23 protein-coding genes are annotated in these 22,332 nt (G+C 65.1%); 13 read left to right on the forward strand and 10 right to left on the reverse strand.

What is annotated here, in order from left to right:
• The 7 genes from Q8K49_RS08570 to Q8K49_RS08600 all read left to right on the forward strand — a co-directional run.
• A partial coding sequence (locus Q8K49_RS08570; RefSeq protein ID WP_305305328.1) for a GspE/PulE family protein occupies positions 1-909 on the forward strand: 909 nt, incomplete at its 5' end.
• A 154-nt stretch (positions 910-1,063) separates the two neighbouring features.
• Positions 1,064-1,552 carry a tripartite tricarboxylate transporter TctB family protein gene (locus tag Q8K49_RS08575; protein ID WP_305305329.1) on the forward strand — a complete coding sequence of 163 codons (489 nt, stop codon included), beginning with the start codon at positions 1,064-1,066 and terminating at the stop codon, positions 1,550-1,552.
• 13 nt (positions 1,553-1,565) lie between these two features.
• On the forward strand, positions 1,566-3,080 hold the full coding sequence (locus Q8K49_RS08580) for a tripartite tricarboxylate transporter permease (protein ID WP_305305330.1): 1,515 nt from the start codon (positions 1,566-1,568) through the stop codon (positions 3,078-3,080).
• Between the two features lie 111 nt (positions 3,081-3,191).
• The gene (locus Q8K49_RS08585; RefSeq protein WP_305305331.1) at positions 3,192-4,541 is read left to right on the forward strand and encodes a DUF3422 family protein; all 1,350 of its coding nucleotides are present in this window, start codon (positions 3,192-3,194) and stop codon (positions 4,539-4,541) included.
• Between the two features lie 97 nt (positions 4,542-4,638).
• On the forward strand, positions 4,639-6,261 hold the full coding sequence (locus Q8K49_RS08590) for a gamma-glutamyltransferase family protein (protein ID WP_305305332.1): 1,623 nt from the start codon (positions 4,639-4,641) through the stop codon (positions 6,259-6,261).
• 88 nt (positions 6,262-6,349) lie between these two features.
• On the forward strand, positions 6,350-7,219 hold the full coding sequence (locus tag Q8K49_RS08595; protein WP_305305333.1) for a DMT family transporter: 870 nt from the start codon (positions 6,350-6,352) through the stop codon (positions 7,217-7,219).
• A 182-nt stretch (positions 7,220-7,401) separates the two neighbouring features.
• Entirely contained in the window at positions 7,402-8,190 is a 789-nt protein-coding gene (locus tag Q8K49_RS08600; RefSeq protein WP_305305334.1) for an SDR family oxidoreductase, read from the forward strand.
• 54 nt (positions 8,191-8,244) lie between these two features.
• Here Q8K49_RS08600 and Q8K49_RS08605 read toward each other — a convergent pair whose 3' ends face one another.
• Both Q8K49_RS08605 and Q8K49_RS08610 read right to left on the reverse strand, forming a co-directional pair.
• The gene (locus Q8K49_RS08605; RefSeq protein WP_305305335.1) at positions 8,245-8,721 is read right to left on the reverse strand and encodes a hypothetical protein; all 477 of its coding nucleotides are present in this window, start codon (positions 8,719-8,721) and stop codon (positions 8,245-8,247) included.
• Positions 8,722-8,749: 28 nt separating this feature from the next.
• Positions 8,750-9,652 (reverse strand): DMT family transporter, encoded by a 903-nt coding sequence (locus tag Q8K49_RS08610; protein ID WP_305305551.1) that lies wholly within the window; start codon positions 9,650-9,652, stop codon positions 8,750-8,752.
• Between the two features lie 111 nt (positions 9,653-9,763).
• Here Q8K49_RS08610 and Q8K49_RS08615 point away from each other — a divergent pair, with 111 nt between their 5' ends.
• On the forward strand, positions 9,764-10,759 hold the full coding sequence (locus Q8K49_RS08615) for a quinone oxidoreductase (RefSeq protein WP_305305336.1): 996 nt from the start codon (positions 9,764-9,766) through the stop codon (positions 10,757-10,759).
• 18 nt (positions 10,760-10,777) lie between these two features.
• Here Q8K49_RS08615 and Q8K49_RS08620 read toward each other — a convergent pair whose 3' ends face one another.
• A complete protein-coding gene (locus Q8K49_RS08620; protein ID WP_305305337.1) occupies positions 10,778-11,680 on the reverse strand; it encodes a LysR family transcriptional regulator in 903 nt (300 codons plus the stop codon).
• A gap of 236 nt (positions 11,681-11,916) precedes the next feature.
• On the opposite strand from Q8K49_RS08620, the gene Q8K49_RS08625 reads away from it, so the two are divergent.
• On the forward strand, positions 11,917-12,390 hold the full coding sequence (locus tag Q8K49_RS08625; RefSeq protein WP_305305338.1) for a DUF4148 domain-containing protein: 474 nt from the start codon (positions 11,917-11,919) through the stop codon (positions 12,388-12,390).
• 105 nt (positions 12,391-12,495) lie between these two features.
• Here Q8K49_RS08625 and lspA read toward each other — a convergent pair whose 3' ends face one another.
• Positions 12,496-12,993, reverse strand: coding sequence for a signal peptidase II (gene lspA / locus Q8K49_RS08630; RefSeq protein WP_305305339.1), 498 nt, complete (start codon positions 12,991-12,993; stop codon positions 12,496-12,498).
• A complete protein-coding gene (gene ileS, locus Q8K49_RS08635) occupies positions 12,993-15,872 on the reverse strand; it encodes an isoleucine--tRNA ligase (protein ID WP_305305340.1) in 2,880 nt (959 codons plus the stop codon). The genes lspA and ileS overlap by 1 nt, the downstream gene beginning before the upstream one ends.
• Before the next feature lie 224 nt (positions 15,873-16,096).
• On the opposite strand from ileS, the gene Q8K49_RS08640 reads away from it, so the two are divergent.
• Positions 16,097-16,627, forward strand: coding sequence for a DUF3828 domain-containing protein (locus Q8K49_RS08640; RefSeq protein ID WP_305305341.1), 531 nt, complete (start codon positions 16,097-16,099; stop codon positions 16,625-16,627).
• Here Q8K49_RS08640 and Q8K49_RS08645 read toward each other — a convergent pair.
• From Q8K49_RS08645 to Q8K49_RS08655, 3 genes are read right to left on the reverse strand one after another with little or no spacing between them, the layout of a single operon-like run.
• Complete coding sequence (locus tag Q8K49_RS08645; protein WP_305305342.1) at positions 16,620-17,552, reverse strand: bifunctional riboflavin kinase/FAD synthetase; 933 nt, start codon at positions 17,550-17,552, stop codon at positions 16,620-16,622. The two genes, Q8K49_RS08640 and Q8K49_RS08645, sit on opposite strands and share 8 nt — an antisense overlap.
• Position 17,553: 1 nt before the next feature.
• Positions 17,554-18,015 carry a MaoC family dehydratase gene (locus Q8K49_RS08650; RefSeq protein WP_305305343.1) on the reverse strand — a complete coding sequence of 154 codons (462 nt, stop codon included), beginning with the start codon at positions 18,013-18,015 and terminating at the stop codon, positions 17,554-17,556.
• Positions 18,016-18,044: 29 nt separating this feature from the next.
• Positions 18,045-18,914, reverse strand: a complete 870-nt coding sequence (locus Q8K49_RS08655) for a TIGR01459 family HAD-type hydrolase (RefSeq protein ID WP_305305344.1) — start codon at positions 18,912-18,914, stop codon at positions 18,045-18,047.
• 299 nt (positions 18,915-19,213) lie between these two features.
• Here Q8K49_RS08655 and Q8K49_RS08660 point away from each other — a divergent pair, with 299 nt between their 5' ends.
• From Q8K49_RS08660 to Q8K49_RS08670, 3 genes are all read left to right on the forward strand, one after another.
• Positions 19,214-19,441, forward strand: a complete 228-nt coding sequence (locus Q8K49_RS08660) for a hypothetical protein (protein ID WP_305305345.1) — start codon at positions 19,214-19,216, stop codon at positions 19,439-19,441.
• A 55-nt stretch (positions 19,442-19,496) separates the two neighbouring features.
• Positions 19,497-20,144, forward strand: a complete 648-nt coding sequence (locus Q8K49_RS08665) for a hypothetical protein (protein ID WP_305305346.1) — start codon at positions 19,497-19,499, stop codon at positions 20,142-20,144.
• A 184-nt stretch (positions 20,145-20,328) separates the two neighbouring features.
• A complete protein-coding gene (locus Q8K49_RS08670; protein WP_305305347.1) occupies positions 20,329-20,676 on the forward strand; it encodes a glycine zipper 2TM domain-containing protein in 348 nt (115 codons plus the stop codon).
• Between the two features lie 7 nt (positions 20,677-20,683).
• Here the strand turns inward: Q8K49_RS08670 and Q8K49_RS08675 are convergent, their stop codons facing one another.
• On the reverse strand, positions 20,684-20,950 hold the full coding sequence (locus Q8K49_RS08675; RefSeq protein WP_370867756.1) for a PilZ domain-containing protein: 267 nt from the start codon (positions 20,948-20,950) through the stop codon (positions 20,684-20,686).
• Between the two features lie 72 nt (positions 20,951-21,022).
• Positions 21,023-22,291 carry an EAL domain-containing protein gene (locus Q8K49_RS08680; protein ID WP_305305349.1) on the reverse strand — a complete coding sequence of 423 codons (1,269 nt, stop codon included), beginning with the start codon at positions 22,289-22,291 and terminating at the stop codon, positions 21,023-21,025.
• Positions 22,292-22,332 lie beyond the last annotated feature (41 nt).

A 22,332-nucleotide genomic window follows, 5' to 3' on the forward strand; every position in this document is an offset into this window, starting at 1 on the left:
GTGGACGTGCGTGTGTCCACCCTGCCCAGCGCCCACGGCGAGCGCGCCGTGCTGCGCCTGCTCGACAAAAGCGAGAGCAGGCTCAGCCTGGAATCGGTGGGCATGCAGGGTGATGTGCTGGCGCGTTTTCGCAAACTCATCGGCCAGCCGCACGGCCGCATCCTCGTGACCGGCCCCACCGGCTCGGGCAAGACCACCACGCTGTACTCCACCTTGAAGCGCATCGCCACCGAAGAGGTGAACGTGAGCACGGTGGAAGATCCGATCGAGATGATCGAGCCAGCCTTCAACCAGACCCAGGTGCAGCCGCAGCTCGACTTCGGCTTCCCTGAGGGCCTGCGTGCGCTGATGCGGCAGGACCCGGACATCATCATGGTGGGCGAGATCCGCGACCTGGAAACCGCCGAGATGGCGGTGCAGGCCGCACTCACCGGCCATCTGGTGTTTTCCACCCTGCACACCAACGACGCGCCGTCGGCCATCACGCGCCTGATGGAGCTCGGTATTCCGCCGTATCTGATCAACGCCACCGTGCTGGGCGTGCTGGCGCAGCGCCTGGTGCGCACGCTGTGCCCGCAGTGCAAGGCGTTGGATGACACAGCCAAGCGCGAGGCGCTGGCCGAAGTGGTGAAACCCTGGCAACTCAGCGGCGGCTACAAGCCCTACAAACCGGTGGGCTGCGTCGATTGCCGCATGACCGGTTTCCTGGGGCGCATGGGCCTGTATGAGCTGCTGGTGGTGAGCGAGGCGTTCAAGGACCGGGTCAGCCGCGAACCCAACATCGACGCCCTCAGGCGCCAGGCGGTCAGCGACGGCATGCGTCCGCTGCGCTTGGCGGGCGCCTTGCGCGTGGCCGAAGGCCTGACTGTGCTGGACGAAGTGCTGAGCGCCACGCCCCCGCTGGTCTGAATGCACCCAGACAGTGCGTAAGTGCTGAAAACCAAGGGTATTCCCGAAGTTTTGCGAGCCGATGCGCGCCAGGCGTAGGTGGAATCCACATCCGTACGCAGGGGCTTTCCGTTGCAAAATCGAACGTTTGAGAATTGCTCTTAGGAGACTGTTTGTGAATATCAAGAGTCAGAAAGACTTTTTCTCCGGGCTTATGTTCACGGTGGTAGGTGTCGGGTTTGCCTGGGGCGCCTCCAACTACAACGTGGGCACGGGTGCCCGTATGGGACCGGGCTATTTTCCGCTGATGCTGGGCATTGTCTTGGCTTTTCTGGGCGGGCTGATCATGTTCAAAGCCATGGTCGTGGAAACCGAAGACGGTGAAAAAGTCGGTAAATGGGCCTGGAAGCCGCTGGCGTTCATCATCGGTGCCAACCTGCTGTTCGGCGTCATGATCGGTGGCCTGCCGAGCATCGGCCTGCCCCCCATGGGTCTGATTGCCGGCATTTTTGCACTGACCATCGTGGCCAGCCTGGCCGGTGAACGTTTCAAACTCAGTGAAGTGCTGGTCCTGGCCGCCGTCCTGGCGGTGGGCAGCTACCTGGCCTTTGTCATGCTGCTGAAACTGCAGTTCCCGGTCTGGCCGACTTTCATCGCAGGCTGAGGAGAACAAGAACATGATGGATTTGATCAACAACCTCTCGATCGGCTTCGGCGTTGCCTTCACGGCGCAGAACCTGATGTACGCCTTTGCCGGCTGTCTGCTCGGCACGCTGATCGGCGTGCTGCCCGGCGTCGGCCCGATTGCCACCATTGCCATGCTGCTGCCGGCCACCTATGCGCTGCCGCCGGTGGCTGCGCTCATCATGCTGGCCGGCATCTACTACGGCGCCCAGTACGGTGGCTCCACCACCGCCATTCTGGTCAACCTGCCGGGCGAGTCGTCCTCGGTGGTGACCGTGATCGACGGCTACCAGATGGCGCGCCAGGGGCGTGCGGGTCCGGCGCTGTCCGCGGCCGGTCTGGGTTCCTTTTTTGCCGGCTGCGTCGGCACCCTGATCCTGGCCGGTTTTGCCGCGCCGCTGACCGAAGTGGCTTTCAAGTTCGGGCCGGCCGAGTACTTCTCGCTCATGGTGCTTGGCCTGATCGGTGCCGTGGTGCTGGCGTCTGGCTCGCTGCTCAAGGCGGTGGCCATGATCGTGCTGGGCCTGCTGCTGGGTCTGGTGGGCACCGACGTGAACTCGGGTGTGGCGCGTTTCTCGTTTGACATCCCCGAACTGACCGACGGCATTGGCTTCATCACCATTGCCATGGGCGTGTTCGGTTACGGCGAGATCATCGCCAACCTGTCGCACCCCGAGGACCAGCGCGAGGTGTTCACCGGCAAGGTCAAGAACATCTACCCCACGGGCCGCGATCTGAAGCTCATGTTCCCGGCCATCCTGCGCGGTACGGCCATCGGCTCCATTCTGGGTATCCTGCCGGGCGGCGGCGCGTTGCTGGCAGCCTTTGCCGCCTACACCGTTGAGAAGAAGACCAAGCTCAAGCCGGGTGAAGTACCCTTCGGCAAGGGCAACATCCGCGGTGTGGCGGCGCCCGAGTCGGCCAACAACGCCGGTTCGCAGACCTCCTTCATCCCGTTGCTGACGCTGGGCATTCCGCCCAACGCCGTGATGGCGCTGATGGTGGGTGCCATGACCATCCACAACATCCAGCCCGGCCCGCAGGTCATGACCAGCAACCCCGAACTGTTCTGGGGTCTGATCGCCTCCATGTGGCTTGGCAACCTGATGCTCATCATCCTGAACCTGCCGCTGATCGGCATCTGGATCAAGCTGCTGACCGTGCCGTACCGCTGGCTGTTTCCGGCCATCGTGCTGTTCTGCGCCATCGGTGTGTACTCGACCAACAACAACACCTGGGACATCTGGATGGTGGCGGCCTTCGGCGTCATCGGCTACACCTTCATCAAGCTCGGGGTCGAGCCCGCACCGTTGCTGCTGGGCTTCATCCTGGGGCCGATGATGGAGGAAAACCTGCGCCGTGCCCTGCTGCTGTCGCGCGGTGACTGGAGCGTGTTCGTCACGCGTCCGTTGTCGGCCGGTCTGCTGGCGGCTGCCGCACTGCTCCTGATCATCGTGCTGTTGCCGGCAGTCAAGAGCAAGCGGGAAGAGGCTTTTGTCGAAGAATAAAAGCGCTGTCTGACAGGAAAAATGGCACCTTCGGGTGCCGTTTTTTTGCGTATCCCGGTACTGACAGGAACGGGACACGACCATGCGTCACAATGAAGCCGAGAGGACGCCATGCAATTGAAAAATGCCCCCCCGTCGCATCCACAACGGATCGCGCTGCACAACGAGATCCACGCCCGTCCCCCCGAGGCGATGAGCACGCCGCTGGCCATCACCCACGTGGTCATGGTGTGCGATGCCGCCCAGCGCGAAGCCAGCCGGGCCCATGTGATGGCCCTGCTGCGCGACCATCATCTGCCGCTGCCGGACGCTCACTCGACGCATTTCCGCATGGATGTCGGGGCGTTTCGACTGCGCTGGGAGCTGCACACCGAATTCGTTTCCTGGACCTTCCTGCGGATGCTGCCGGCGTCGAACCACGTTGAGCGCGAGCCGGAAACTGCCATCGAGGTGGTGCCGCAGAACTGGTTTGCCGCGCTGCCAGGCCAGTGCCTGACCAGCCTGCACCTGTGGGCGCTGCCCGATCAGGCTGACGCCACCAATCTGGTGCGCCATGTGCTGCGCGAGGACTCGCTGGTTGCCTCCGGCGTGGCCGGTGGCGCCGGCGAGGTCTACACCGACTTTGCCATCCATGCCGACGGCTTTTCCCGCATGTTGCTGTTTGTCGACGCCTCCAGCAGCGAGGATGCCAAAGCGCCGAGTGTGGACGGATTGCACATGTCGCCGCGCCGCCTGGGTCGATTGGTGCAGCGTCTGCTGGAGATCGAAACCTACCGCATGGCGGCCCTGCTGGGCCTGCCGGCGGCACGCGAGGCCTCCAGCATTCTGGGTTCGGCCGAGCGCGAGCTGGCCGGGCTGGCCGAATCCATCCGTACGGCCACGCGCAACGACGAGCCGCGCCTGCTGGATCGGCTGACCCGGCTGGCGGGTCAGGTGGAGAGTCATTACGCCGCCTCCCATTCGCGCTTTTCCGCCAGCACCGCCTATTTCGAGCTGGTCGACAAGCGCATCGACGACATCACCGAAACCCGGCTGGTCGGCATGCAGACCATCCGCGAATTCATGGACCGGCGTCTGTCACCGGCGCGCAGCACCTGCGAGTGGGTGACACGCCGGCAGGACGCGCTGTCGCAACGTGTCTCGCGCATCAGCAACCTGCTGCGCACACGCGTCGAGATCGAGCAGCAGCAGAGCAGCCAGGCCCTGCTGGCCACCATGAACCAGCGGCAGGACCTGCAGCTCAAGCTGCAGTCCACGGTGGAGGGCCTGTCGGTGGCGGCCATCACCTACTACATCGTCGGCCTGGTGAGCTACCTGGCCAAGGGCGCGCACAGCCTGGGCTGGCCGCTGTCCGGCGAAACCACGGCGGCGCTGGCGGTGCCGGTGGTCGGTTTTGCCGTCTGGTGGTCGCTGCGCAAACTGCACCGCAGGATCGTCGGGCATGACGGCCATGACGCTTGAGACTCGGGCCTTGGGCAGGTCTGTTTCCCAGGCCCGCCATCAACGGATGAAAACCCCCACCGATCGCCAAATCGCATGGCATTGAATTGAACGCATCATGAATTTCAACTACAGCAACCCCTACAGCTCCACCCGTCTGCCGGTGTTCGCGCGCAACGTCGTCTCCACCTCGCACCCGCTGGCCGCGCAGGCCGGTCTGCGCATGCTCTACAAGGGCGGCAATGCGGTTGATGCCGCCATTGCGGCGGCAGCGGCCATCACCATCACCGAGCCGGTCAGCAACGGCCTGGGCAGCGATGCCTTCTGCATTCTGTGGGACGGCAAGGAACTGCACGGTCTGAACGCCTCGGGCCGCGCGCCGCAGAGCTGGACGCCGGAGTACTTCAAACGCAAGTACGGTGACGATGCGAAGAACCCGCCCAAGCGCGGCATCGATGCCGTCACCGTGCCGGGGGCGGTGGCGGGCTGGGTCGCCATGAGCGAACGCTTCGGCAAGCTGCCCTTTGCCGACCTGATGGAGCCGGCGATCGAGATCGCCGAGCGCGGCTATCTGCTGCCGGTGGTGGTGCAGCAGAAGTGGGCGGCCGCCACGCCCGAGCTGCAAGGCCTGCCGGGGTTTGCGCAGGCCTTCCTGCCCTGGGGCCGGGCGCCGCAGGTGGGCGAGCTGTTCCAGTTCAAAGCCGCCGCACGCGGCCTGCGTGCCATAGCCGAAACCAAGGGCCAGGCCTATTACGGCGGCGAGATCGCGCAGGCGATCGAGAAGTTTTCTGCCCAGCATGGCGGCAGCATCAAGGCCAGTGACTTCGCTGCCTATAAACCTGAATGGGTCAAACCCATCGGCAAGAACTACCGCGGCTACACCTTGCACGAGATCCCGCCGAACGGGCAGGGCATTGCTGCGCTGATCGCGCTGGGCATTCTCGACAAGTTCGACCTGGGTTCGCTGCCGGTGGACAGCGTCGATTCGCAGCATCTGCAGATCGAAGCCATGAAGCTGGCTTTTGCCGACGTCTACCGCTACGTGGCCGAGCCTTCGGCGATGGAGGTCACCGCCGAGCAGATGCTGGATGATGCCTACCTGGCCTCGCGTGCCAAGCTGATCGACATGAAGAAGGCCCAGGACTTCAAGGCCGGCAACCCGGTCAAGGGCGGCACCATCTACCTCACCACGGCGGATGAGAACGGCATGATGGTCAGCTTCATCCAGAGCAACTACATGGGCTTCGGCTCGGGCTGTGTCGAGCCGACCTTCGGCATCAGCCTGCAGAACCGCGGCCACGGCTTCAGCCTGGACGCGAACGGCCTGAACCCGGCCAATCTGGTGGCACCGGGCAAGCGCCCGTTCCATACCATCATCCCGGCCTTCCTCACCAAGGATGGCCAGCCGGTGATGAGCTACGGCGTGATGGGCGCCAACATGCAGCCGCAAGGCCACATGCAGACGCTGGTGCGCATGCTCGACTACGGCCAGAACCCGCAGGCCGCCTGCGACGCGCCGCGTTGGCGCTACAACGCCGGGCTGGAGATCAACGTCGAGGCCAATATGGACAAGGCCACGGTGCAGGGCCTGGCCGAGCGCGGCCACCGCATGGAGGTCATCAACGACTCCTACCAGGACTTCGGCGCCGGCCAGTTCATCTGGCGCGCCGGCGACCCGAAGGTCGAGGGTTATGTGGCGGCCAGCGATGCGCGACGCGACGGGCTGGCGGCCGGCTTCTGACCCGCGGCTTCAATGTTTTGAAAGAAATTCGGTCTTTGCCCTTGTGAAATATGCGCGAAGCGCTACAAAAAACGTAGCATCCGGTTTGTTGTTCGCGGTCATCGGTGCCATTGCCTTCAGTGGCAAGGCGATCATCGTCAAGCTGGCTTACCGCCACGGCGTCGATGCGGTCACGCTCATCATGTACCGCATGCTGTTCGCGCTGCCGCTGTTCGCGGCCATGGTCTGGTGGGCAACCTATAGACAGGATGGTGGCGGCCAGCCGCCGCTGAAGCGGCGTGACTGGCTGGGCGTGTTGGGGCTGGGTTTTTCCGGCTACTACCTGGCGAGTTTTCTTGACTTTGCCGGGCTGGCCTTCATCACGGCGTCGCTGGAGCGCTTGATCCTGTATCTCACGCCCACCCTGGTGCTGCTGCTGGGGCGGGTGCTGTTTGGCCGCCGTGTGCAGCGCAAGCAACTGTGGGGCATGCTCATCAGCTACGCCGGCGTGCTGCTGGTGTTCGGTCGCGAGGTCACACTGGCTGGCAGTGAGGTGGCCTGGGGCTCGCTGCTGGTGTTCATCAGTGCCATCAGTTACGCGCTGTACCTGACCTACAGCGGCGAGCTGGTGCAGCGCCTAGGCTCGCTGCGCCTGGTCGGGTTGGCGACCAGTGTGGCCTGTCTTCTTTGCATTCTGCAGTTTGTCCTGCTGCGGCCGCTCACGGCGGCCGAGGTGGCGATGCCGGTGATCTGGCTTTCGCTGCTCAATGCCATCGCCTGCACGGCGGTGCCGGTGCTGCTGGTGATGATGGCGATTGAGCGCATCGGCGCCGGTCTGACGGCACAGGTCGGCATGGTCGGGCCGATGTCCACCATCCTGATGGGCGTGTGGCTGCTGGGCGAGCCGTTCACGCCCTGGATTGCGGCTGGTACCGTGCTGGTGGTGGCTGGCATCTTCGTCTTCAGCAGAACGAGGTGAACACCCCCAGGCTCCGCTCCCTGCGTTCGCTGCGCCACCCCCCTTGCAGGGGGCAACGCCAGTGGCCCGGCTAAGCCGGTTCCACGGCGTTCCACGTATGGGCTTTTGCATGCGTGGCACACCGCGTTCGGCAGGGACATTTATCATCACATCACTCTTGAATCGCTATTAAAGGAAATGACATGGATCTCGGAATTGCAGGCAAGTGGGCGCTGGTCGGCGGCGCCAGCAAGGGGCTGGGTTTTGGTTGCGCGCAGGCGCTGGTGCGCGAAGGCGTCAATGTGCTGATCGTGGCGCGCGGCGCCGAGGCGCTGCAGGCTGCGGCCGACAAGCTCAAGGCCGAAGCCCGGGGCACAGAGGTGCTGGCCGTGGCGACCGACATCACCACCCCGGCCGGGCGCGAGGCGATCTTCGCCCTGCGCCGTGATTTCGACATCGTGGTGACCAATGCCGGCGGCCCGCCGCCCGGCGACTTCCGCGACTGGGATCGTGACACCTGGATCAAGGCGGTGGATGCCAACATGCTGACCCCGATCGAGCTGATCAAGGCCACGGTGGATGGCATGGCCGAGCGTGGTTTCGGCCGCATCATCAACATCACGTCCAGCGCGGTGAAAGCGCCGATCGACATCCTGGGCCTGTCCAACGGTGCGCGCAGCGGTCTGACGGGCTTTGTGGCCGGCGTGGCACGCAACCCCAAGCTGGCGGCGCGGGGTGTGACCATCAACAACCTGCTGCCGGGTGCTTTTGACACGGACCGCCTGAAGGCCACGATGGTGGGGGCGTCGCAGAAAACCGGCCAGAGCATCGATGCCGTGGCCGAGGCGCGCAAGAAGACGATTCCGGCACAGCGTTTCGGGACGTCCGAGGAATTCGGCGCGATCTGCGCCTTCCTGTGCAGCCAGCACGCCGGCTACATGAACGGCCAGAACGTGCTGGCTGATGGTGGTGCCTACCCGGGCACCTACTGAGGCTTGTCAGGCCGGCGCCCGCTGTCAGCGTGCCGGCCCCTGCTGCTGAGCTGTTTAGCGGCGTACCGGCTGGGTCGACGGGGTCGGTGCCGGCGGCAGTGTGCTCTTGGGCGTGACGGTCAGCGTGGCCTGCGAGCCACCCATGACGCCGCCTTCGTTCAGTTCGACGGTGGCGCTGCGGTCGGCCTTGGTGAAGACCAGCAGGCTGGTCTTGCCGCGCACGGCGCTCACCAGCGTCCAGCCCTGCTGCGGGTACTGTTCCAGAAAGAAGTTGTAGGCGGCGTTAGGGTTCTGGTCGAGCTCCAGCATCACGCGCCCGACCCAGTTCTCGCCCGAGCCCATGATCAGCGACTGGCTGTGGTTGATCCTGGCGCCAGCCGGCAGCTGGGCGTTGACGATCAGGTCGTTCATCGTGCCATTGCCCGAGCTCGAGCTCGAGCCCGTGCTGGCACTGTTGCCGGAGGTGGTGGCGCATCCCGCCAGCAGGATGAAGGTGGACAGCAGCAGCGACTTGAAGGCGACAGGTTTCATGGCAAATTCCAGCAAGGATGGTTGATGCTCAACGCCGGGAAGATACCACGATGCCGCCCACGATCAGCGCAAAAGCCACGCCATGGTAGGCCTGCGGCAATTCGCCCAGCAGGGCCGAGGACAGCACGGCGGCAAACAGCGGTGTGAGGTTGGAGAAGAAACCGGCCACCGACGGCCCGGCACGTTGTACGCCGGTGCCCCAGCAGCGGTAGGCCAGCAGGGCCGGCCCCAGGGCCACAAACAGCAGTGCGCCAGCCAGTGGCCAGCTCCACAGGATTTTTGCGTCGGTCAGTGCCCACTCGCCGGCCGTGAAGAGGGCGGACCAGACCAGACCGAACACGATCTGCGCCATCAGGAAGGACGCCCAGTTGTTGCGGATGTCTGCGGGCTCCTTGGCCGGCTGCACCAGCATCCAGCTGTACCAGGCCCAGGCCATGGCAGCCAGCAGCACATAGAAGTCGCCCGGGACCAGCCGCAGCTGCAGCAGCGAGCCCGGCTCGCCGCGGCTGAGCACCAGCAGCACACCGCTCATGGACAGGCCGGCCCCCAGCAGTTGACGACGCGTGATCCGGGCGTTGAAGAACAGGCGGCCGAAGACCAGCATCCAGACCGGGATGCTGGACGCCACCAGCGTGACGTTGATCGGTGTGGAGGTGTGCAGGGCCAGGTACTGCAGTGCGTTGTAGGCGCCGACACTGAGCAGGCCCAGTACGCTGAAGCGCCGCCAATGCGTCCACAAACCGCTGTCGCGGCGCAGTACCTCGGAAGCCAGTGGCAGCAGCAGGACAAAGGCCAGCAGCCAGCGCAGCAGGTTGAGCGTCATCGGCGGCACCAGCGGGCCCACCATGCGGCCGACGACGGCATTGCCGGCCCACATCAGGGGCGGAATGGTGAGGAGCAGGGCGGTGGCTGGGGTGAGGCGTGCATGCATCGCCTGCACTGTAGCAAGACATCATGGGCGTTGCCTTCACAGGTCTTTTGACTGTGCGGCATGATGGGGTCAGCACAGTAGAATTTTTCGCTATTTCGCAGGAGACATCACATGACACACATCACATCGCGCGCCGTGCGCATTGACCAGAACGGCGGCCCCGAGCAGCTCAAGATCGTCGAGGTGACGGTGGGCGACCCCGGCCCCGGCGAGATCCGCATCCGCCACAAGGCGGTCGGCCTGAACTTCATCGACACCTACCAGCGCTCCGGCCTGTACCAGCTGCCCATGCCCTTGCAGCTCGGCATGGAGGCCTCGGGCGTTGTCGAGGCGGTGGGCGAAGGCGTCACGCACCTCAAGGTGGGTGACCGCGCCGCCTACGCCAGTCAGCCGCCCGGCAGCTACTGCGAAGTGCGCGTGATGCCGGCCAAGTGCGTGTGCAGGCTGCCCGACGACATCGCTTTCGAGACCGGCGCCGCCATGATGCTCAAGGGGTTGACGGTGCAGTACCTGCTGCGCCGGACCCAGCCGCAGGGTGGGTTGCAGGCGGGCGACTTCGTGCTGTTCCATGCAGCGGCTGGCGGCGTTGGGCTGATTGCCTGTCAATGGGCCCGGGCCATGGGCCTGCAGCTCATCGGCACGGCCGGCTCGGACGAAAAATGCGCCCTAGCCAAGGCGAACGGCGCCGCCTACGCCATCAATTACGCGAAGGAAGATTTTGTGGCGCGCGTGAAGGAGATCACCGGCGGCAAGGGCGTGCCGGTGGTGTACGACTCGGTGGGCAAGGACACCTTCCTCAAGTCACTCGACTGCCTGCGGCCGTTCGGTCTGGCGGCCAACTTTGGCAATGCCTCGGGCAAGGTCGAGCCGCTGGACATCGGGTTGCTGGCGGCCAAGGGCTCGCTTTATGTGTCGCGGCCGACGCTGTTCACCCACATCGCGACGCGCGAGAGCACGCAGGCGATGGCGGACGATCTGTTTGCCATGGTCAGCAGCGGCAAGGTCAAGATCCAGATCGACCAGACCTACCCGCTGGAGCAGGTGCAGCAGGCGCACCGCGACCTGGAAGCGCGCAAGACCACCGGCTGCACCGTCCTCACGCTGTAAGCGTGTGCCGGTGCCGTCTCAGTTCACGGCGCTGGCGCGCTCGATCAGGAAGTCGAGAAACGCCCGTGTCTTGGCGGGCATGAATTTGCGTGTCGGCAGGGCGGCATAGGCGGTCACCCGGCCCAGCATCCAGTCGGGCAGCAACTGGATCAGCTGCCCGCTGTTCAGGTACGGCCTGGCAATGAGTTCGGAAACGGCAAAAAAACCGACGCCGCTCAAGCCCGCGCGCAACATCACGTCGAAGCTTTGCGTGCGCAGCACCGGCGTCACCGCGACTTCCACGGGGTCGCTGGCCTCCGAGCACGGGTCGCTCAGCTCAAGCCGAAGTTTGCGGCCACTTTGGTCCTGGCCCGGCAGCAGGGCAGGTTTGAGGTAGTCGTGCTGCACCAGATCATCAGGGGCCAAGGGCTCTCCCGCGCGCTGCACATAGTCGGCTGAGGCGCACAGGATCAGGTTGTTGGTGCCCAGGGGACGGGCGACGATGTTGGCATCGAAGTCCTCATCCGCTGCCACGACGGCCAGATCGAAGGCCTCGATACGGGCCAAGGGTTGGGGGTCGATCGACAGATCCAGCATCAGCTTAGGATGGCGCTCACGCCAATGCGCAATGTTCGGCGCAATGAAGTAGGAGGCCATGGTCGGTGTGCTCAGCACGCGCACCGAGCCCTGCAGCTCCTTGCTGTGGGCCGCGGCAGCCATTTCCGCTTCGTCGATGTCCTGCAGGATGCTGTGCAGCCGTGCGCCGTATTCATTTCCTGCTTCGGTCAGCGAGAGCTTGCGCGTCGTTCGGTGCAGCAGGCGCGTGCCCAGGCTCTGCTCCAGATCGGCCACCAGCCGGGTGATCACGGCCGGCGACATGTCCAAGGCGCGGGCGGCCGCAGTGAAGCTGCCTTCTTCGACCACGCGTTGGAAAACGCGCATGGATTGAAGTCTGTCCATGATGTTTCCGCTTTCGGATGTTTGTCGGTACAGCTGAATTATTGCTGAATTGGCAATGATTATTTGAATGAAACGCTATTTTTCTTGAAATCAAGCTGTCATAAAGTTCATTTCATCGATGAATCGAAACAAATAACGATGCATCGAGGTTGGACAGACGAGAAAGCGATTTCCTGCCATGCCCAGAAACATTGTTTGTCTTTGAAAGGAAATACACCATGAACAGCAAGTACACCACCGTGATCACTTTGGCCCTGGCAGCACTGGCCGCCGGCAATGCTCTGGCTGCGGACCCGGCAACCGGCAAGACCCGCGCCCAGGTTCAGGCCGAACTGCAAGAAGCCCAGCGCATGGGCGACATCGTCGATGCCGGTACCGGCCAGAAGCTCAATGAGCTCTACCCGAACCGTTACCCGGCCAAGGTGGCGGCATCGAGCCGCAGCCGCGCTGAAGTCAATGCCGAGTTGGCCGAAGCCCAGCACACGGGCGACATCGTGGACGCCGGTACCGGCCAGAAGCTCAACGAGCTCTATCCCAACCGTTACCCGGCCAAGGTAGCGGCACCGAGCCGCAGCCGTGCTGAAGTCAAAAAGGAGCTGTTCGAAGCCCGCCGCACCGGCGACATCGTCGATGCCGGTACCGGCCAGAAGCTCAACGAGCTTTACAGCAACCGTTACCCCGTCAAAGGTTAATCCGACGCAGGGATAAAAAAGGCCGCAGGGAGAAATCCCTGCGGCCTTTTTCTGTGCTGACTGGTTGGATGCGTGGGGTTGGGGCTGGCTGCCGCTGGAATCGGTTTATCGGCTACGCCGCACGCGCAGCAGTTCGTCCAGGATCAGGCAGGCGGCGCCGATGGTGATGGCGCTGTCGGCCACGTTAAAAGCCGGGAAATGCCAGTTGCGCAGGTGGAAGTCGAGGAAATCGATCACATAACCGTGCAGCAGGCGGTCGATCACATTGCCGATGGCGCCGCCCAGGATGCAGGCCAGGGCGAAGGAAAACAGCCGTTGGCCGGCGTGCGAACGCAGCATGAAGAGGATGAAGATCACCGCTGCCACTGCGATGCCAACGAAGAACCAGCGCTGCCAGCCCGAGCCGCCGGCCAGGAAGGAGAAAGCCGCGCCGCTGTTGTGCACCCGCACGACGTTGAAAAAGCTCGTCACGTAGGTGCTCTCACCCAGGTGGTAATAACCCAGGATCAGCACCTTGGTGAACTGGTCGGCCAGCAGCAGGATGAAGGCCAGGCCGAGCCATTGCAGCATGCCGGCACTGGTGTGTGAACGCGGTTTGGCCATCAGGCAACCTTTCTTTCTTCACCGGCACCATACAGGTTGCTGGTGCAACGGCCGCACAGTGTCGGGTGGGTCGCATCATGGCCTACATCCTCACGGTAGTGCCAGCAGCGCTCGCATTTGGCATGTTTTGAGGCCTCTACGCTCGTGGATACGTCGTCTCCAGCTACTAATTTGATAGCGGATGTGATGAAGACGAACTTCAGGTCATCCCCCAGACTGGCCAGCAGGGCGTGGTCGTCAGCGCCAACGGTGAGCGTCACCTCGGCCTGCAGCGAAGCGCCGACCTTGCCGTCGGCACGCAGTGCCTCGATGTCCTTGTTGACCACGTCACGGATGTCGCGGATGCGGCTCCACTTGCTCAGCAGTGCGGCATTGGGTGTGCCGAGGTCCGAATAGGTTTCCATGAAGATGGATTCAGACGTACCGAACACCTTCCACGCTTCTTCAGCGGTGAAGCTGAGGAAGGGCGCCATCCAGCGCAGCATGGCGTGGGTGATCTGCCACAGCGCGGTCTGGGCGCTGCGGCGTGCCAGCGACTTCGGTGCCGTGGTGTAGAGGCGGTCCTTCAGCACGTCCAGATAGAAGGCGCCGAGGTCTTCCGAGCAGTAGACCTGCAGCTTGGCCACCACCGGGTGGAACTCATAGACCTCGTAGTGGCCCAGAATCTCGTTCTGTAATTCAGCCGCGCGGGCCAGCGCATAGCGGTCGATCTCCAGCAGCTGATCGGCCGGCACGGCGTCCTTGACCGGATCGAAATCGCTCACGTTGGCCAGCAGGAAACGCAGGGTGTTGCGGATGCGGCGGTAGCCGTCCACCACGCGCGCCAGGATCTTGTCGTCGATGCCGAGGTCGCCCGAGTAGTCGGTGGCGGCGCACCACAGGCGGATGATCTCGGCACCCATCTTCTCGCTGATCTGCTGCGGCGCCACCACATTGCCCACGCTCTTGCTCATCTTGCGGCCCTGGCCGTCCACGGTGAAGCCGTGCGTCAGCAGACCCTTGTAAGGCGCGTGGTCGTACATGGCGCAGGCGGTCAGCAGTGAGCTGTGGAACCAACCGCGGTGCTGGTCGTGCCCTTCCAGGTACAGGTCGGCCGGCCAGGTGGACTGGTCTTTGTGGCTGTTCTTCAGCACATGGAAGTGCGTGGTGCCGGAATCGAACCAGACGTCCAGGATGTCGTTGACCTTGGTGTAATGCGCGGCGTCGGCCGCGCCGAGGATCTCCTCGGCCGTGACCTTGCTCCACGCCTCGATGCCACCGGCCTCCACCATGCTGGCGGCCTGGTCCATGATGTCCATGGTGCGTGGGTGCAGCTCGCCGCTGTCCTTGTGGATGAAAAAGGGCAGCGGCACGCCCCAGTTGCGCTGGCGCGAGATGCACCAGTCGGGCCGGCCGGCAATCATGTCGCGCAGACGGGCCTTGCCGTTCTCGGGGAAGAAGCTGGTTTCCTCGATGGCGGCCAGCGCCAGCTGGCGCAGCGTCTTGGCGGCTTTGTCCTTGGTGAACACGCCCTCGCCCTCGTCCATGCGCACAAACCATTGCGCCGCGGCACGGTAGATCACCGGCGTCTTGTGGCGCCAGCAATGTGGGTAGCTGTGCGTGATGTCGTGGGTGGCGAACAGGCGGCCGGCGTTCCTCAACGCTTCAATGACCACTGGCACCGCTTTCCAAATGTTGAGGCCGCCGAACAGGGCGAAGTCGGGCGCGTAGCGACCATCACCCTGCACCGGGTTCAGGATGTCATCAAAAACCATGCCGTGGGCAACGCAGCTGTTGAAGTCGTCCACGCCGTAGGCGGGCGAGGAGTGGACCAGGCCGGTGCCGTCTTCCGCCGTGGCGTAGTCGGCCAGGTAGACCGGGCTGAAACGCTGGTAGCCGCTGACCCCGTTTTCATCTTTGACGTCGTACAGCGGGTGCTTGAAGTTGATCAGGCCGAGGTTTTTGCCCTGCGTGGTGGCCAGCACCTTGCCGCTGAGTTGGTAGCGCTCCATGCACTTCTCCACCAGCACGGCAGCCAACACCAAGAGTCCGCGCTCGGTCTGCACCAGTGCGTACTCGAGCTCGGGGTTGAGGTTGAGCGCCTGGTTGGCGGGGATGGTCCAGGCGGTGGTGGTCCAGATCACGGCATAGGCCGGCTGGTCCAGCTTCGGCAGGCCGAAGGCCGCGGCCAGCTTCTCTGGCTCGGCGCATTCGAAGCCCACATCCAGCGTGGTGCTCTTCTTGTCCTGGTACTCGATCTCGAACTCGGCCAGCGAGCTGCCGCAGTCGAAGCACCAGTAGACCGGCTTCAAACCACGGTAGACGAGACCGCGCTCCATGATGCGTTTCAGGGCGCGGATTTCGTTGGCCTCGTTGCCGAAGTCCATCGTGCGGTACGGGTTGTCCCATTCGCCCAGCACACCGAGGCGTTTGAAGTCCGCCATCTGGCCGGCGATCTGCTCGGTGGCGAAGGCGCGCGATTTGGCCTGCACTTCATCGCGCGGCAGATTGCGGCCGTGCAGTTTCTCGATCGCGTTTTCGATCGGCAGGCCGTGGCAGTCCCAGCCGGGGACATAGTCGACGTCGTGGCCGAGCAGGAAGCGGCTGCGGACGACGAAATCCTTCAGCGTCTTGTTCAGGGCATGACCGATGTGGATGTCGCCGTTGGCGTAGGGCGGGCCGTCGTGCAGGACGTAGAGGGGCGCGCCCTCGGCCTGGCGTTGTTTGCGCAAGGCGGAATAGAGGTCGCCCCATTGCTCAATGATCGCCGGTTCTTTCTGCGGCAGGCCGCCGCGCATGGGAAAGGGCGTCTCGGGCAGGAAGACCGTCTCGCGATAGTCGCGTCCCCGGCTTTCGCCGGAGTGAGCGGGGGATTCTACTGTGTCGGCGGCGTCGGCCATGAAGTCTCGTCTCGTCGTCTGTGATCGTTCGCGAAGTCTCGATGTCCCGGCGAGCACGGGGCCAACGGCCCTGCGGCGCTACGCCGGGCGACGAATCGAAATCGGGCGAAACACGCGGACGGTCATGGTGGAAACGGTCTAGCAGACCGCGAGGGGCGGACGCCAGCCGGGATTGCCACGGGAAGGCGGCGGCGGGATAGTCGGGCGTCCTTGGGAGGGGTCCGATGCGCCATATCCTGATCGTCGCCTTGTTCGCTGGTCTCGCCGCCTGTTCGCCTCAAGGGGCCGCGCCCGAACCGGCCGATGCCCCCGCCGCCCTGCCGCCGGGCCGTCCCGCCATCTATGAGGCGGCGCGGGTCGGGCCCGAGGAATTCGTGCGAGCCCTGTACGCCGTCCACGCCACGCCGGGCGCCAGCATGGGCGAACCCCCTGCGCCGGGGCAGGACCCGATCTACGACCGGATGCTGAACGCCATGATCGGCGCGGACTTCGCCAAGGCTGCGGGGGAGGTTCCGACGCTGAACTATGACCCGGTCTGCGACTGTCAGGACAGTGAGGGCTTCACCCTCGACTCGGTGACCGTCACCCGGGCCGGGCCGGCGGCGGCCGAGGCGGCGGTGGTGTTCACCAATATGGGTGAGACGAAACGGCAGACGCTGAAACTGGTGAAGGAGGGGCCGATGTGGAAGGTCTCGGACGTACTGGTTCCCGGCCGTCAACCGCTGACGGAGCAGCTCATGACTGCGATCAGCTAGCCAGCACGGCCCGCGCCGCGGCCGCATCCGTCTCGATTTGGACCTTCAGGGCGCCGAGGCTGTCGAAGGCCATCTCGCCGCGCAGGAAGGCGACCAGTTCAGTCTCCACCGTCTGGCCGTAGAGGTCGCCGTCGAAGTCGAAAAGCCAGACCTCGAGCAGGGGCTGGTCGATCTCGAACATGGGGCGGACGCCGAGGTTGGCGACGCCGTCGATAACCCGGCCGTCCGGCAGGCGGGTGCGAGTGGCGTAGACCCCATAGGCGGGCCGCATATAGTCGTCCATCGGCACATTGGCGGTGGGCACGCCGATGGTGCGGCCGCGCTTGTCGCCGTGGATGACCTGGCCCTCGATGGCGAAGGGCCGGCCGAGAATGGCGGCGGCGCGGGGCATGTCGCCGGCCTTGAGCGCCTCGCGCACCCCTGAGGACGACAGTTTCAGCCCGTCCGGGTCGTCGATGCGGTCAACCAGAGTGACGCCGAAGCCCAGCCTCTCGCCGTGGCGGCGCAAGCCCTCGGGCGAGCCGGTGCGGCCCCTGCCGTAGGTGAAGTCGAAGCCGATGGCGGCGTGGACGATGCCCAGTCCGTCCGCCAGCACCTCACGGGCGAAGGCCTCGTCGATCATCGCGGCCATGGCGGCGTCGAAGGGCAGGAGATAGAGGCGATCGACGCCCAGCGGCGCCAAGGCTCGGGCCATCTGGGCGGTGGTCATCAGGCGGAAGGGGGCGGCTTCGGGCTGGAACCAGCGGCGCGGATGGGGATCGAAACTGACCATGGCCAGAGGTGCGCCGAGGCGGTCGGCGGCGGCGCGGGCCTGGGCGATCACCGCCTTGTGGCCGCGATGCACGCCGTCAAAGGCGCCGATGGCGACGGCGGCGCCACGAAGCCGCTCGGGCAGGTCGCGCCAGTCGGTGACGATCTCGACCAAGTCAGTCTTTCGCGGGGCGCCGGCGGCGGGGGACGCGGACCAGGGCGACGCCGTCCATGACCAGCTTACCGTCGACGAAGCCCTCGCAGTCCAGTTCGACGCGGGCGCTTTCCGGATCGACGGACTTGACGCTGACACGGACCAGAACAGTCTCGCCGATACGCACGGGCATGTGGAAGCCGAGGGTCTGGGACAGGTAGATGGCCCCCGCGCCGGGCAGGATGGTGCCGACCACGGCCGAGCCGAACGAGGCCGTCAGCAGGCCGTGAGCAATCCGGCCGCGATAGGCGGTTTTCGAAGCGAAGGCCTCGTCCATATGAACCGGATTGAAGTCATCCGAGGCGTTCGCAAACTGCTGGATGCGCTGTTCCGTGACAAGGATGTGCGTCTCCGCCGTCATGCCGGCGTGGAGTTCCTCAAGGATGTAGCCGCCGGAGGGGTGCTTCGTCACAATTTCGATCATGGCCCGCCCTTAGCGCGATTTGGAGCGGGTCACCACGTCAGATCGAGCGCGGCGTAGCGGGCGTAAGTGGTTTCGGCCTTCAGCAGCTCGGCGGCGCGGCCCGGGTCGAGGCGACCGTCGGCCCCGCGCGCGGCGTCGCCATGGATGCCCTGGGCGATGAACAGACAGTCGAGCGCCTGACGGTTGGCCCCCAGAACGTCGGTGACAACGCCGTCGCCGATGCACAGGACGCGCGAGCGATCGATCGGGCGGCCGAGCAGCCGCTCGCCCTCGCTGAGGGCCAGGCCGTAGATCGGGTCGAAGGGCTTGCCGGCCATGGTCACCCGGCCGCCGAGACCTTCGTACAGGTCGGCGAGAGAGCCGCCGCAGTAGATCAGCCGGTCGCCGCGCTGGACCACGCGGTCGGGGTTGGCGCAGATCAGCTCAAGGCCGCGGGCGGCGCCGGCGGTGAGGCGTTCGCGATAGTCTTCGGGCGTCTCGACCTCGTCATCGACCGGGCCGGTGACCGAGATGAAGGCGGCGTCGGCGGCGCCCTCGGCGATCTGCAGGCCGAGACCGTCATAGAGCGGCCAGTCGCGGTCGGGGCCAATGATCCAGGCCGGGCCTGGCGCGCGTTTGGCCAGCTCGGCGCGGGTGGCGTCGCCTGAGGTCACCACCGCGCGCCAGGCGTCCCGCGGCACGCCCAGGGCGTCGAGCTGGACGACGACGCCCGGCGCCGGGCGCGGCGAGTTGGAGATCAGCACGACATGCCCGTGGTCGCGGTTGAACCGGCTCAGGGCTTCGCAGGCCTCGGTCCAGCTTTCGCGTCCGTTGTGGATCACGCCCCAGACGTCGCAGAACAGGAGGTCATAGTCGCTGGCGATGTCGCCGAGACCGGCGAGGGCGTGGAGAGGGGTCATTCGGCGGACATAGCGGCTTTGCCCATTGAGGAAAACAGCACGCGGAGCACCGATTTCGATCGTCCGTCCTCGATACTGTTTCTCAGTAAACGGCATAGCTACTGGCCAAAGACGACAGCAACGCTACCTAACGACTGGAACGATTGCGCGCTGAATCACTTCTTTCTCCGTCAGACCGGAGCAATCTCATGATGAAAACAATAACCTTGGCCATATGCGCGGCCGGAATTCTTACTGCCTGCAGTCCGGGAGAACCCGATAACGCCGAAGGACCCGTCGTCTCAGCCGCCGAAGGGCCTGTGAATTCTCCCGTCGATACGACCCCGACGACGGGTGAAACCACCCAAACCCCCGGAGCCAACTCCTTCACTGAGGCCCAGGCGCGTGGGGCCATGGAAGGCGCCGGCTACACAAATATCGGCCGCTTGACCCAGAACGAGCAAGGCCTGTGGCAGGGCGAAGGCACCAAAGCCGGGACCAAAGCCATGGTGTCCGTGGACTACAAGGGCGCGGTGACGCCTCAGTAACTACCGCGTTTACGACTGAAACCAGCAACCATCCTCACAATCAGGATCGAAGATCATGACCAAGACCGTAACTCGACTGTTCGATACACATACTGAAGCTCTGGCAGCCGTGAATCGCTTACAGGAGTCCGGGATCGACCAGGACGCAATCAGCATCGTCTCCAACAATGCAGACGACTGGCACGGCAAGCAACAGATGGCCTCCCGCGACAACGGGCCGCTCGGCGACCGGGATGGCGACGGTGAGAATGAGGCGGCCGAGGGCGCGGGCAAAGGCGCAACGACCGGCGGGTTGCTCGGCGGCGGCGCGGGTCTTCTCGCCGGCCTCGGCATGCTGGCCATTCCAGGCCTTGGTCCGGTCGTCGCAGCCGGCTGGTTGGCCTCGACCGCCGTGGGCGCCGTCGTCGGCGCCGTCGCGGGCGGCGCGACGGGCGGCCTGCTGGGCGCACTCAAGGACGCTGGCCATACAGATGAGGAGGCGCACGTCTATTCCGAAGGCGTTCGGCGCGGCGGCACTCTGGTCAGCGTTCGGGCTGATGAGGCCGATTCCGAGCGCATAGAGCACCTGTTGTCGACGGGCCGCGGCGTGGACGCCACCACCCGAGGTCAAGCCTATCGCGAGTCAGGCTGGACCGAGTTCCGCTCGGACGCAGATCCCTACACGAGCGACCAGATCGCACGCGAGCGTCAGCAATACATGTAAGAGGACTTCGCGGTCGGATCGAAGAACGGCGGCTCTTTCGGGAGCCGCCGTTTGCACATTTGCCGCCCGGGCGGCGCCGGGAACTGGTCGATACGGGCTCACAAAGCCGGGTAGTTCCCGGCCTCCCTGGAACACTCCCGCGGGCGGAAGAGTTGGAGCAGCGGGGCCCGAGGGAGATACCGTGATGCGTTCCATTCTGACGATGACGACTGTCGCAGCCTGCGGGCTGGTGCTGGCGGGGTGCGCGACGATGCGCAACGACTATGCCTCGGCCTGCGAGCGCGACTATGCCCGGAACCGGGAGTTCTCGACGGGCGCTGGGGCGGCGCTGGGCGCGGCGGTCGGGGCGGCGGTAGCCGGCCGCGAAAACCGCGAGCAGGGAGCCGCCATCGGCGCCTTGGCCGGCGCCCTGATCGGCCGCGAACTCTCCGAGGAGGAAGATCCCTGCGGCTATGGCTTCGGCGGGTACAACCGCGACTATCGCTACGGGCGGGAGCGGGTCTACTGGCGCGACAACGGGCGGCGCTGGTAGGCGCGGCTCAATCGAACCGGAGGCCGACCTCGTCGCCGGACTGCCAAGCCACGACGCATGCCCGATCCATCGAGGCGACCCGCAGGATCAGCCGGCCCGTGATGCGGACGCCATTGGTTGAGGTCAGCCGGACCTTTGCGCCGCCGTCAGTGAGGTTGCGGACCACGACATCGGCGCGCTCCTGATGGACGCCGTGCAGAAGTTCGCCCCTCATTGCCGTTCGGGGGCGGGGTCGTCTGCGGGAATCCGGCGGAGGGTCGGCGGCGGTGGTCATGGCGTCGCCAGTCTACGCCCGGCGGGGATGCGAGGTGTTAAGACCCTCCGCAGGCAGAATTCCCACATTCCCCTAGCCGAACCGCCGCCGCTGATCCGCACTCCGCAGCGTCGAGCGGATGAAATCGGCGGGAGGATCGGTCTCGGCCAGCACGGCCTCCTTGATGGCGCGAGGTTCACCGAAGAGGTGGCCCTGGCCCATGGAGATGTCGAGTTCGAGGATGTCGACGATCTGGCGCTCGCTCTCGCATTTCTCGGCGATCAGTTCGATGCCGTAGCGGCGGGTCAGGCCGGCGAAATCGGACGCCGAGATGTCGCGCAGCGACGGCAGGGCCGAGGCGCCGTCGAGGTCGAGCAACTGTTCGATCAGCAGGTCGGCCGCCACCTTCATGAACTTGACGTCGGACCTTTGCAGGTCGGCGAAATCGAGGTCGAGCGTCTGGACCTTGTCGATCGAGAAGCGGAAGCCGAGGTCGGCCAGCTTGGCCATATTGCGGGCCTCGACGGCGCCGCGGGCATCGAAGGTGGCCTGGCCCAGTTCAAAGATGAGGGCCTGGTTGAGGTCGCGGTTCTCGCTGAGGAAGTCGAGGAACTGGGGGAAGAAGGTCTCGTCGCCCAGGGAGGACAGGGCGACATTGCAGAAGACGCCGACCTTGCGGTCCTGACGCGCGAGGCGGCGCACGATCTGGGCGCAGCGGAACAGCAGCAGGTTGTCGATGGCGGGGACCAGACCCTCACCCTCGGCGACCGACAGGTATTCGGCCGGCATCATCACCCGGTCGTCGGCGGCGCGCAGGCGGGTGAAGCTTTCGTAGAAGATGGTCCGGCGCTGGGGCAGGGAGACGACCGGCTGGAGATAGAGGTCGACGCGGTTCTCGGCCAAGGCGTCGTGGATGGTGGCCAGCAGGACGTTGGACTGTTCGCGGTGGCGAGCCTCGTACGGATTGGTCGGCTCCGGCTGGGCCGCGCGGTGTTCGAGAGTCTCGCTCATCTGCTGGATCAGGGTCTCCAGCATGCGGACCTCGCCCGACAGGGCCTCGGTAGAGGTCACGGCACCCGACTCAATGGCCTGGGCCAGTTCGGTGAGGGCGCCCTGCGTCGACTCCATGGCGTCGGCCAGCAGGCGGTGGGCCTCGCGAACCTGTTCGATTTCCTTGCGAAGGGCGGCCTTGTCGGCGCGGCCGTTGATGCCGACGTGGACCGCGACCATCAGGCCCATGGTGGCGATGGCCCCGGCCGCGCCGGCTCCGGCGCCGAGGCCCGCGCGCCACACGAAGGCGCCGACCGTCAGGGCCAGGAAGAGGTAGCCGAAGAACAGAAAGCCTTGGGTAAGTGCGCGCATTGGAAACGGATGGTCCGTCTTCCCGGATGGAATCGACCGAG

This window comes from Brevundimonas sp. (genome assembly GCF_030682035.1).
In the GTDB taxonomy this organism is placed as follows: domain Bacteria; phylum Pseudomonadota; class Alphaproteobacteria; order Caulobacterales; family Caulobacteraceae; genus Brevundimonas.